Here is an 11,305-nt window from a genome sequence, read left to right as displayed (position 1 = left end):
ACGAACCGAGCCACCGTGTCGGCGAGCGAGCCCGCCGACACGGTGGCGACGATTCGCATGCTAGAGGGCGGATGTGTGCCCAGGATGGGCGGTCCTCGATGATTCGTGTCGTTTTGTAAATGGATGTGAAAGCCGCCAGCCGCCAGCCGCCAGCCGCCAGCCGCCAGCCGCCAGCCGCCAGCCGCCAGCCGAAGGGTATCGAGCTGGCTGCTGGAGGCTGGAAGCTGACAGCTTTCTTGACGCACTATTTAAACGATCGTTTAATATACCCATGATCAAGACGACGACAGGCCCCGGACGCCCCAGACGCAAGGATCCGGACGAGGTGCGCCAGGCGCTGATCGCGGCGGCGCGCGATCAGTTCGCACAAGGCTCGTTCAAGGGGGTCTCGGTCCGCGAGATCGCGCGCGCGGCGGGAGTCAACCAGGCGATGGTGAACTACTACTTCGGCGACAAGCGGGGGCTCTACGAGGCCATGCTGCAGGAGACCATCGGTCCGCTGATCCGAACCCTGGAGGAGGCCGAGGCGCGCGGCGAGGTCGCCCGGCTGGAGGACCTGATCCCCAGACACGCGGCGACGCTCGCGGCCAATCCCTGGCTGCCCAACCTCATCATCCGCGAGGTGCTCTACGGCGAGTCCGAATTCCGCAACCTCTTCATCGAGAAGTTCGCCTCGCGGGTCGCCGCCGCGCTCCGGCGCGCCATCGACGGCGGGCGGGACAAGGGCGAGTTGAGGGACGACCTGGATCCCAGATTCGGCACGCTCATCCTCTTCAGTCTGACCATCTATCCCTTCGTCGCCCGGCCCGTCGTCGAGCGGGCCATGGGGATCCCGATCGACGACGCCTTCGCCGGACGCTGGTCCGAGCAGATCCTGCAGCTCCTGGCCCCACCCAAGCCACCACCGGAGGACGAGGACCCATGAGAATGACACTGGTATCGATCGCCCTGATCGGCCTCGCCGGCTGCGGCCAGGATCCGAACACGGCCGTCGGCACGCTCGAATGGGACCGGGTCGAGCTGATCGCCGAGCTCTCCGAGCCGATCGTCGAGATCCGGCACCGCGAGGGCGACCGGCTCGCCGAGGGCGAGGTCATCCTGAGGCTCGATCCACGCCGGGCGCAGGCGCGACTGGACGCGGCGCAGGCCGCCCGCGAGCAGGCCGAGGCCCGCCTGGCCGAGCTCGAGCGCGGCCCGCGCGCCGAGCGCATAGCCGAGGCCCGGGCCAGACTGAGCGGCGCCCGAGACGACCTGGCGGTACGCGAGCGCGAGCTCGAACGGCTGTCGGCCCTGCTGAAGCGCAAGCTCACCAGCCCCGATTCGGTGGACGCCGCCCGCCGTCTGCGCGACCAGTCGCGCAGCGAGCAGGACCGGGCCGGCGCCGCGCTCGCCGAGCTGGAGCACGGCACCACCGCCGAGGAGCTCGACCAGGCCCGGGCGGCACTGGCCCAGGCGCGCGCCAGCGAGCGCGAGCGGGGGCTCGACCTCGAACGCCTGACCATCCGCTCGCCACGCGACGGACGGCTCGACGACCTGCCCTACCGTCTCGGCGAGCAGCCGGCCGTCGGCAAGGTGGTCGCCCTGATGCTCGCCGGACCCAGCCCCTATGCCCGGGTCTACGTCCCCGAGACGATCCGCGCCCGGGTCGCGCCCGGCACCGGCGCCAGCATCGCGGTCGACGGTCTCGAAACGCCCTTCGCCGGCCGGGTGCGCAAGGTGCTCGCCGATCCGGCCTTCACGCCCTACTACGCCCTCACCGAGCGCGATCGCGGACGCCTAACCTATCTGGCCGAGATCGACCTCCAGGACGCGCCCGAATCCCTGCCGGCCGGGGTCCCGCTGGTCGCCAGCTTCCAGCTCGACGCTCCGGGCGAACATTGAGGGATACCCAGGAGAAAAAACTTGAACCGCAAAGGCGCAAAGAGCGCAAAGAATTTCGAAATGTTGCCCGTGATGCGACTCCACGAAGCAAATCTCCGTTTTCCTTCGCGTCCTTCGCGCCTTTGCGGTTCAAATCCCCGAATCCAGGTCCAACACCCGAGCCTAGGATGAACAGCGACTATGCAATCGAATCCCACGGCCTGACGCGCCGCTTCGGCGACTTCACCGCCGTGGACCACATCGATCTGCGCGTCCCGCGCGCCCAGATCTACGGCTTCCTCGGACCCAACGGATCGGGCAAGTCGACGACCATCCGCATGCTCTGCGGTCTGCTCACCCCCTCGGAGGGCGAGGCTCGGGTGCTGGGACATCCGGTCCCGGGCGACGCCGACGCGCTCAAGCAGCAGATCGGCTACATGACCCAGCGCTTCTCGCTCTACGAGGACCTGGACGTCGAGGAGAACCTGGGCTTCATCGCCGACATCTACTGTCTGCCCCGCAAGACGCGCCGCGCGCGGATCGAGGCCCAGCTGGAGCGCTACGACCTGATCGAGCAGCGCCGCCAGCGCGCCGGCACCATGAGCGGGGGCCAGAAGCAGCGTCTCGCGCTCGCCGCCGCCACCCTGCACGCGCCGCCCCTACTCTTCCTCGACGAGCCGACCAGCGCGGTCGACCCCCAGAGCCGGCGCGACTTCTGGGAGACCCTCTTCGCCCTGGTCGCCGAGGGCACCACCATCCTGGTCTCGACCCACTACATGGACGAGGCCGAGCGCTGTCACCGTCTGGCGATCCTGCAGCGGGGACGCATCGTCGCCGACGGCACGCCGACCCAGCTCTATGCCGGCATGGAGGCCCTGGTGGTGGAGGTGGAGACGGACGCCCCCGGACCCGCGCGCGCGGCGTTGGACGGACTGGCGCCCATCCTCAGCGTCACCCAGCTCGGGGTGCGGTTGCGGGTGCTGGTCGCCAAGGCGGTCGAGGACGCGCCCGAGCGGGTACGCTCGACGCTGGTGGCCGCCGGCGTCGAGGCCCGTGTCCAGCCGGTCCATCCGAGCCTGGAGGACGTCTTCGTCCTCGCCACCGATGCCGACGGAGCCGAGCCATGAGCCGCTGTCTCACCCGACTGGGCGCGATCCTCTTCAAGGAGGTCCGGCAGCTGCGCCGCGACCGTCTCACCTTCGGCATGATCGTCGGCATCCCGCTGATCCAGCTGATGCTGTTCGGCTACGCCATCAACACCGACGTCCGCCACCTGCCGGCCGGGGTGGCCGACCAGGCACAGACCTCGGTCTCGCGGGCGCTGATCGCCGACAGCCAGGCGACCCAGGTGGTGGACATCCATCGAACCGTGCGCGGACCCGAGGAGCTGGAGCGGCTGCTGCGGCGCGGCGAGATCGCGGTCGGCCTCCACATCCCGCCCGACTTCGGGCGCCGGCTGCAAGATCCCGAGCGCCCGGCCGCCCAGCTGCTGGCCGACGGCACCGACCCGGTGGTCCTGATGGCGGCCCGCCAGCTCGCCCAGATCACGCTCGACTACGACACGGCGGCGGACAAACCGAGCGGCGAGCCGGTCTTCGAGGTCCGCAATTTCTACAACCCGGAGCGGCGCTCGGCGCTCGGCGCTCAACATCGTGCCCGGTCTGATCGGGGTCATCCTGACCCTGACGATGGTGCTCTTCACCGCGGTCGCCATCGTCCGCGAGGCCGAGCGCGGCAACCTGGAGCTGCTGATCAACACCCCGGTGCGCAGCATCGAGCTGATGATCGGCAAGATCATCCCCTACGTCCTCATCGGTCTGGTGCAGGTGAGCATCATCCTGGCCCTCGGCATGCTGCTGTTCGGCGTCCCCGTGCGGGGCGCGCTCTATCAGGTCTATCTCGCCGCCCTGCTCTTCATCGCCGCCAACCTGACCCTGGGCCTGGTCATCTCCACCGCCGCCAAGACCCAGTTCCAAGCGATGCAGATGACCTTCTTCATCTTCCTGCCCTCGATCCTGCTCTCGGGATTCATGTTCCCCTTCGCCGGCATGCCCAAGGCCGCCCAGTATTTCTCCGAGCTGCTGCCGCTAACTCACTTCATTCGGATGATCCGGGGGATCATGCTAAGAGGGGCCAGCTTGGGGGATATGCCTGGGGAGGTGGTGGCGCTGATTCTCTTTGCGGGGATTACGCTAGCCTTGGCGGTTTCGCGGTTTAGTAAGACGTTGGATTGATGGACGGTTCATGCAAAGCAACTTGCATGGAAATCGGAGAGCCCCAAGCATCGACCAATCAAACAACCGCATGAACCGAGACAATCCTTAACGCCGGAAAAGGTCCAGTTAGCCAGGGACTTGACAGGTAGGCTAGCCGAGGGCGCAGGGATCTCGCCCCGGTCGTCGATGCACACCTCAGTGGCCTCTTCCAGACAATAGACCGCCTCCCATTTAAAAATAATTCGATATAACATCGCCAAACTTATAGTCCTTTCCATTTATCTTTATTTCTTTATCCCAGTTATCTCTAAGAGTTTTCTTGATATCAGTAACGCTCATGCTTTTAATTGACAATCTGGGCTTAAGTGCTTCAAAAGCACGTTTTATGGCTTTCAAAATAAGCGAACTAGATTTCGCTTTTTGCGCTTCCAGTTCAAGAGATTCACAGAAAGAATCGACAAAAAGCTCCCAAGCGCTGTCGTCTTGTCGAAAACGAGGAACTTTAAGGAATTCATACCCTGTCGTGTAGCGTTTTTCAAAATCACGGTTATTTGCAAGAATTATGTCGGTTTCAATTTTATTTTTACAAATACCTCGATAGTATCCGCGATCTAATACTCCAGATTGATTTATTAAGTATGACTGCGGGTCAGTACCTTGTATTACAAGATTATCCCAAAGCGTTTGGAGTTGCGCAATAAAACCATCTTCAAGACATTTTTTAAATATTGGATTGTTTTTATTATTTTTTAGTAAAGCGATTTCGTTATTTCGTTTATTGTGATTTTTTTTATACATAACATCCCCGTGTTGCTGATGACATTCATTTGACACCCATAGCCCCAGATGCGTCCATAAACAATGATTTGATTTCCAGTTTTTATTTGCGCGACTACTTGAGAATAGCCCGCCATTATTATAGCGCCCTTCATCCTCGTCAAAGTCCTCATCAAAATCCTCACCCTCATCAAAATCCTCATCTTCATTCAGCGGGTTATTTATAATTTGACTGCATACCGGAATGCATTTTTGGCCTATATACGGATAACGCAAAACCTTGGTACTAGATATTTGAGTAAAGCCAGCATTGCTAAAAATGCCGTGTATTGCGCTTTTCGGCAAGTTTTTTATTAAAGCGAAAACAACAAAAAGAAATCTTTGATCGTTTTTATATTCTGCAACCAGTAAACCACGCTGCAACCAAGCGTCAAATCCCGGCGCAGAACTCAATGGGGAAAGCACAAAGCCAGGGAATTCCAATTCAAATTCCCCTAATCGAGCAGAAAAGCCAGGAGAGCTTGTTTTATTATTTGCTATAACTTTACTCTTTAGTAACTCCAAAAAATCTATCAAATCCTGATCGTTATTTCCACGTTCATCTTTCTCATTCAAATCAATGGACACCATTAGTTCTGCGTTGCGCTTTCCGCCAAAAGCGGCATCAGTAGCATTTGCTGATCCAAGCATAAGAAATCTAGCCGTTATCATATCGCTTCGTTTGCGAGGCGCAGAATAACGACTAAAAAAAGATTTAATCCGATTTCTTTTATTTTTGCTTATAATGTAGAAAACCTTTAAATGAACAATGCCCGGCGCAGATCCTAACGCTATATATGATTCGACGCAGTTATATTCAAGTAACCTCTTTAATTTATCGAGATCTTTTCTGTCAGAACCATCGTCTACCACATAAATTACTTCTTCAGGGTTTATTTTTTTTATCATATTTTTAGCAAATTCGATGTCAAAATATGGCGATATCACAAAAACAGAATTCCGCTTGCGCAAGAATTTATTAAATAAATCATAATAATCTTTCACTTTATTTCTCTCCAAGAAAAACCTGAGGCAGTAAGCCGAATGAAAAAAGGGGAAAAGGGTAGAGTAGAGAGCAGAGAGCAGAGAGCAGAGAAAACGGAGAAAACGGGGACGCATTTATTTTTCATCTGACGCTACCAATGCGCCAAAGGTGTCTGCGGCACGCAGATTATCTGCCGATATCCGACTCTCCAATGAAGTCTCATCAGCGCTGACCCACGAGCTCTTCGACGAGACGAAGGTCTTCGTGCACCGTTTCATCGGTGATGACGAAGCCATGGCCGAAATGCTCCTTGAGCCGATAGTGGAATTCCTCATAGCCAAGACCGGCGAGAGCCGTAGCGGCGGCGAAACTGACTTTGTTTGCGTGGTAGAGACCAGCTGCGAGGAAGAAGTCGCTGGCACCCTGCCCGAGGGTTTCCAGCAGCGGGGCGAAGTCCGGGTTGATCGTCGGTGTGGGCATGGTCGGGCTCCGAGCTTTGAGTTCCGAGAAGCTGTTCTAATCCACCTGAGACAAGTCGTCCAGTGCATTTACCCAACTGCCCCTGAAACGTCCTTTTCAGTCGAGGATGCCCTTGGCCCGCAAGGCATCCCGCGTCAGCGCCGCCCGCAGCGGCAGATCCGCTTTATCCTTCAGGTCGAGATTCATCGCGAAGATCCAGGTGTCGCCGTGCGTCTCGACATAGCCGACGTACCAGCCGACCGACGGGGTCGAGCGCGCGAACCAGCCGGTCTTGGCGCGCAGCGTCCAGTCCGGGGTCCGCTCGACGACCATGATGTCGCGCAGGGTGTCGTAGGCGTGGGGACTGAAGGGCAGCGTGCGGCGCACCACCTGCCGGATGAAGCCGACCTGCTCGATGGCGCTGATCCGCAGCGATCCGTCCAGCCAGAACTCGGTCAGCGCGAAGGGCTCGGAGAGGGTGCCGTAACCGGCCCGACGGATCGCCTGCCGATAGGTCTCGGCACCCACGCGCTGCGCCAGGATCTGATAACACCAGACGCAGGACACCTTGAAGGCGCTGGCGAGGGTCTGGTCTCGATTCCAATCCGGGAAGGAATGCTGCCGGCCGTCCCAGATGAAGCGGTCGTCCGCGCCGGCGATCGCCTTGGCGTCGAGGGCGATCAGGGTATTGAAGATCTTGAAGGTCGAGGCCGGCGAGAAGCGGCGCTGGGCGCGTGCGTCGTCGTGGACGGAGGTCTCGCCGGTGCGCAGCGAGGAGAGCACCAGCGTGCCCTCGCGGTCGGCGTGGGCGAAGAGTGACGCGATCTCCGCGTCCTCGGCCAAGACGGGACAGGACAGGAGAAGAACGACCAGAATCGGAACGAGACGATGCATGAGAGCACTCCGAGTGAGATGTACAGTGCCAGGGACAGGTTGGCGAACGAGGGGCGGAGCAACCGATGGCGAGATCGGCCACGCCACCTTGCCCGAGCCGTCGACAGAGATCCGAACCGGCGCGGTTACCAGAGTGCAGGATCCCGGAAAAAGGGGACGCGGAAAAGGGAAACGCATTTATTTTCGGTGGGACAAGTCGAGATCGCGGATACCTTCCGGGCCGAAGCGTGATTCGATGACGATGGACTGTTCCACATCGGTGGTTGCGGAAAGGCGCCCGCCCGCTCGCGTGGATCTGTGCGGATGGCGGCGGGCAACCGTCGTCCCTACCGCGAGCTGATGGACTGACCCGCGCTCACGGGCCTCCAGGCGGATCGCGGCGTCGGCCGGCCATGATCCCGCGCACCACCGTCGCCGCAGCGCCGACGAGCGGGTCGTGGCCGCGTCCTCGCAGGAACGCGAAGAGGAGATCGACATGGCGCAGCGGCTCGCCGATCAGTTGGACCTCACCCTTCGCGCTGGCCTCGCGAGCGGCGTCGGCGTGCAGCAGTCCGATGCCGACACCGCCCGCGATCAGGGTTCGCGTGACGCTTTCCTGATCGACGTTCGTCATCTTGTCCGGCCTGAACCCGTGGCGCTCGAACAGATCCTCCGCCACGCGTCCGCAGCAGGTGTCGGATTGCGGACAGATCCAGGCCATGCGCGCCAGCGCCCGCCAGTCCGGCTCGGACGTATCGACGACCCAGGTCGGCGGCGCGGCCAGGAAGACGGCCCATCCTCCGGCGGGAATGGTCTCCAGTTCGGCGTCCGGCGTGCCGGTCTCGGCGTAGAAGCCGGCATCGAGACTTCCGCTGCGAATCGCGCGGACGATATCGATGGAGCTGCCGTGCTCCAGAACCACCTCGACCTCCGGGCAGGCCCGGGACAGCCCCGCCAGCAGCGATCCCAGCATCGGCGCGCTGGGGTTGCAGATCGATCCCAGGCGGAGCTGTCCTCTCAACTGCCCCTTGATCCGTTTGGCCTCGTCGATGAAGTCGCGATGCATCGCCACCACCTGTTCGGCCTTCACCAGCAAACTGGCGCCATCGATCGTCAGGCTCATGCCGCGCGGCGTGCGATCGAACAGGACGATTCCGATCTCATCCTCCAGGGCCTTGATATGGGCGCTCACCGCTGGCTGACTGAGGAACAGCAGCTCCGAGGCGCGCGTGATACTGCCTTCGCGGGCGACGGCGAGAAAGGTGCGCAGCTGATAGACCTCCATCACGCGTTCCCCCGTCTTCGCATGCGCGGCACCGTCCCCATGGTTTCCTGGCGATCCGTCCAAGACGGGTCGGACGGCCTCGGCACGGCAGGCATCCAGGTCGGTTCCATCCTCACAGCCACCCGATCAACCGCCACCAGACCAGATCGAGCGGCGTCAGCACCAGCGCGGTCGCGGCGAAGAGCGTGAGGCACAGCCGCGTCACGGCCGCGGTCGACAGCGCGCCCAGCTGGATGGCGACCAGCAGGGGCGGCGACTGGTAGGGGAGCAGCACGTTGGAAAAACCCAGCACCTGCGTCATCAGCACCGTGGCGAGCGGCAGGCCGGTCAGATCGGCGAGCGCCTGCGCCGAGGGCGTCATGACGGCGGGAACGCCCGGCAGGGTCGTCGCGGCGGCGACGGCTGTGGAAATCGCGGCCAGCACGGCGGCATTGTGCGTCGCGCCGCCCCCGGGCGACAGACCGAACATGGCCGTCAGCCCGTCGACGAGCAGCGGTCCCAGCCCCGAATATGCAACGACCGCCCCCAGGCCGAGAATGCCGGCGATGAACAGCAACGAGGCGTGATTGACCTCCTTGTTCATCGTGTCCTTGCCCGTCAGACCGGAGCCCGGCCACAGGCACACGAGCGCCGCGCCGAGGCTGACCCATGCCGGGGCGATGCCGTGCAGCGAATCGGTGAGCCAGAGGACGAGGCACAGCAGAAGCAGCAGGCCGAGACGCCGCTGGTGCGGCGTCATCGGCTCGACGCTGCGCCGATCGGCCTTCACTGGCAGCGGATCGGCATCGGGAAACAGCCGCACGACGAGCAGGACGAGAAGCAGGGACTTCAGCAGGCCCAGCACCGGGAAATGCAGCCACAGATAGTCCCAGTAGCCGAATCGGATGCCGTAAAGCGTCTCCGCGCTGCCGGCCAGGATCATGTTGGGCACGTTGGACGGCAGGATCGCAAAGGTCGGTACATGGCTGCCGAAGGCGGCGGCAAGCAGCATGCCGGTGTGCCCATTGGCACCTTGCGCATAGCCGAGCCGGACGGCCAGCGCGGCGACGATGGGCATGAGCAGCACGGCCCGACCGACCGAGGACGGCATCACGAAGCCCAAAGCGACCCCAAAGGCGACGATCGAGGCGATCAGCCAGGCGTAGCACAGACTCCCGGCCCCGGAGAGCCAGTGACCCAGGCGATGATCCAGGCCGGTATGGCGCATGGCGGCACCGATGATCAACCCGCCGAACAGCAGCCAGAACGTCGACGAGGTGAAACCGGAAAACACCACCTGCGGCGGCGCGATCCGAAAGATCACCGCGAGCAGGAAGAAGGCCAGTGCCGTCCAGTATTCCGCCACGGCCGCCGTCGCCCAGAGCCCCAGGGCGAAGACCGCAAGCGCCAATGCCAGGGCGGCCTCGCTCGGCAGGAAATGCGGGAAGACCAGCGCGGCGAGCAGCGCCATGCCCGAGATGGCGAAGGCAACACGAAGGCGCATCGTTCGAGTCTCTTTCTGTTCCGTCGGCGCCGGATCCGGGCCGGTTCGGTTGACGACATGTGGCCCATGCTGCGGCCATGACTCGACGCCGTCCAATCGAATATCGGGAGGTCACGCCTCAGGGATGCTGAGGTCGCGGCACGGGCTTCGGCACGGAATTCAGTTCGGTGACAGGATCCGACCGTCGAGCATCTCCACGACCCTGTCGGCGCGCGCGGCGTGGGCGTCGATGCGCTGCAGGAGGCGCCTCGCAATTCCGATGTTGATCGTCTCGGCCGAGCCGACAGAGCGCGCTCTTGCGGTTTCGCGCAAGACGCCGAAAGAGAGGCGCTGTCGGTCAAGCCGCTGAGTGTGCTCCAATCTCAGCAAACGAGCGCCGCAAGCGCATGATGAGAGCCTCCCATCGATGGCCATTCCCACCTCCAGAACCACGGTCGCCGCAACCATCCAGTTGGATCCCGAGCACTGCAATGGCTGCGGGCTTTGCGTGGCCGTCTGCAAAGACGACGAACTCGTCCTCACGCAGGGACGCGTCGCGTTCAGCGGACATCCGCTCTTCGGCTGCATCGGCTGCGGACACTGCATGGCGATCTGTCCCACCGGCGCGATTCGCATCCTGGGACGCACCCTGTCGCCCGATGATCTCTTCGACCTGCCGGAACGCGAGTCGGCCGCCCCCTACGCATCCCTGCATGCCCTGCTGCAACGCCGCCGCAGCATCCGGGAGTTTCAAGAACGGCCCGTCGAGCCCGAGCTGATCGACAAGATCCTGGCGGCCGCCCAGACGGCGCCCATGGGGATTCCACCCTCAGATGTGCACCTGTTGGTCTTGGATGGACAGGAAAAGGTCACCGCCTTTGCGCGCGACTTCTGCGACTACCTCGACGGGATGCGTTGGCTGGTGTCGGACTGGATGCTGCGGCTGATGCGCCCGTTCTGGGGCAAGGCGAACGATGCGCTCTTCCGGGATTTCGTCCGTCCGACCATCGACACCTACACCGAACGGATGCGCCAAGGCGTAAACATGGTGACCTACGACGCCCCCTTGGCGATCTACTTCTACGGTTCCGCCTACTGCGATCCGGCCGATCCCATCGTCGCCGCGACCTACGCCATGATCGCCGGCGAGTCCCTGGGGCTGGGGACCTGCATGATCGGCAGCATCCACCCCATGATCCAGCACGGCCGCAAGGCGAAAGAATTCCGCGAGGCCCACGGCATCCGCTCGGCAAGTCGAGAGGGCCTCTTCGTAATCTTCGGCCATCCACACCTGAGATACCGTCAGGGGATTCGCCGGACCTTCGCCGCGATCGATTGGGTGCGGTGAG

Annotated in this window: 11 protein-coding genes and 1 pseudogene; 6 read left to right on the top strand and 6 right to left on the bottom strand. The window is 62.1% G+C overall.

The features are described 5' to 3' along the window. Positions 1–245, bottom strand: a 245-nt coding sequence (locus D779_RS23005) for a hypothetical protein (RefSeq protein WP_232424240.1), incomplete at its 3' end; no start/stop codon positions are given. Between the two features lie 26 nt (positions 246–271). Here D779_RS23005 and D779_RS18190 point away from each other — a divergent pair. The 5 genes and pseudogenes from D779_RS18190 (at position 272) to D779_RS23000 (ending at position 4,094) form a co-directional block, all read left to right on the top strand. Further along, entirely contained in the window at positions 272–925 is a 654-nt protein-coding gene (locus D779_RS18190) for a TetR/AcrR family transcriptional regulator (protein ID WP_043756872.1), read from the top strand. A 2-nt stretch (positions 926–927) separates the two neighbouring features. Continuing rightward, positions 928–1,881: an HlyD family secretion protein gene (locus tag D779_RS18185; protein ID WP_052348256.1), complete on the top strand. Its 954-nt coding sequence runs from the start codon at positions 928–930 to the stop codon at positions 1,879–1,881. Between the two features lie 167 nt (positions 1,882–2,048). Beyond that, complete coding sequence (locus tag D779_RS18180) at positions 2,049–2,987, top strand: ABC transporter ATP-binding protein (protein WP_081763592.1); 939 nt, start codon at positions 2,049–2,051, stop codon at positions 2,985–2,987. After that, positions 2,984–3,337, top strand: a pseudogene (locus D779_RS23230) (ABC transporter permease); the annotation flags it as partial. The gene D779_RS18180 and the pseudogene D779_RS23230, both read left to right, overlap by 4 nt. Positions 3,338–3,512: 175 nt before the next feature. After that, a complete protein-coding gene (locus D779_RS23000; RefSeq protein WP_232424239.1) occupies positions 3,513–4,094 on the top strand; it encodes an ABC transporter permease in 582 nt (193 codons plus the stop codon). Positions 4,095–4,307: 213 nt separating this feature from the next. Here the strand turns inward: D779_RS23000 and D779_RS22400 are convergent, their stop codons facing one another. The 5 genes from D779_RS22400 to D779_RS18150 all read right to left on the bottom strand — a co-directional run bounded on the left by D779_RS22400 (position 4,308) and on the right by D779_RS18150 (position 9,977). Next, a complete protein-coding gene (locus tag D779_RS22400) occupies positions 4,308–5,897 on the bottom strand; it encodes a phospholipase D-like domain-containing protein (protein WP_157726452.1) in 1,590 nt (529 codons plus the stop codon). Between the two features lie 202 nt (positions 5,898–6,099). Next, positions 6,100–6,357 (bottom strand): hypothetical protein, encoded by a 258-nt coding sequence (locus tag D779_RS18165; RefSeq protein WP_043756862.1) that lies wholly within the window; start codon positions 6,355–6,357, stop codon positions 6,100–6,102. A gap of 96 nt (positions 6,358–6,453) precedes the next feature. After that, entirely contained in the window at positions 6,454–7,230 is a 777-nt protein-coding gene (blaOXA, locus tag D779_RS18160) for a class D beta-lactamase (RefSeq protein ID WP_043756859.1), read from the bottom strand. A 355-nt stretch (positions 7,231–7,585) separates the two neighbouring features. After that, positions 7,586–8,494 carry a LysR family transcriptional regulator gene (locus D779_RS18155; RefSeq protein WP_043756856.1) on the bottom strand — a complete coding sequence of 303 codons (909 nt, stop codon included), beginning with the start codon at positions 8,492–8,494 and terminating at the stop codon, positions 7,586–7,588. 112 nt (positions 8,495–8,606) lie between these two features. Further along, positions 8,607–9,977: an SLC13 family permease gene (locus D779_RS18150; RefSeq protein WP_043756853.1), complete on the bottom strand. Its 1,371-nt coding sequence runs from the start codon at positions 9,975–9,977 to the stop codon at positions 8,607–8,609. A gap of 406 nt (positions 9,978–10,383) precedes the next feature. Here D779_RS18150 and D779_RS18140 point away from each other — a divergent pair, with 406 nt between their 5' ends. After that, complete coding sequence (locus D779_RS18140) at positions 10,384–11,304, top strand: nitroreductase family protein (RefSeq protein WP_043756847.1); 921 nt, start codon at positions 10,384–10,386, stop codon at positions 11,302–11,304. Position 11,305: the final 1 nt, after the last annotated feature.

The organism is Imhoffiella purpurea (assembly GCF_000585215.1).
GTDB lineage: Bacteria > Pseudomonadota > Gammaproteobacteria > Chromatiales > Chromatiaceae > Imhoffiella > Imhoffiella purpurea.
The sequence above is the reverse complement of the archived record's forward strand: the minus strand, read 5'-3'. Positions and strand labels throughout refer to the sequence as shown.

Bases quoted from the DNA above. Each gene is read 5' to 3' on its own strand.
- D779_RS18190 (WP_043756872.1), top strand. From the start codon at position 272: ATGATCAAGACGACGACAGGCCCCGGACGCCCCAGACGCAAGGATCCG.
- D779_RS18185 (WP_052348256.1), top strand. From the start codon at position 928: ATGACACTGGTATCGATCGCCCTGATCGGCCTCGCCGGCTGCGGCCAG.
- D779_RS18180 (WP_081763592.1), top strand. From the start codon at position 2,049: ATGAACAGCGACTATGCAATCGAATCCCACGGCCTGACGCGCCGCTTC.
- D779_RS18165 (WP_043756862.1), bottom strand. From the start codon at position 6,357: ATGCCCACACCGACGATCAACCCGGACTTCGCCCCGCTGCTGGAAACC.
- blaOXA (WP_043756859.1), bottom strand. From the start codon at position 7,230: ATGCATCGTCTCGTTCCGATTCTGGTCGTTCTTCTCCTGTCCTGTCCC.
- D779_RS18155 (WP_043756856.1), bottom strand. From the start codon at position 8,494: ATGGAGGTCTATCAGCTGCGCACCTTTCTCGCCGTCGCCCGCGAAGGC.
- D779_RS18150 (WP_043756853.1), bottom strand. From the start codon at position 9,977: ATGCGCCTTCGTGTTGCCTTCGCCATCTCGGGCATGGCGCTGCTCGCC.
- D779_RS18140 (WP_043756847.1), top strand. From the start codon at position 10,384: ATGGCCATTCCCACCTCCAGAACCACGGTCGCCGCAACCATCCAGTTG.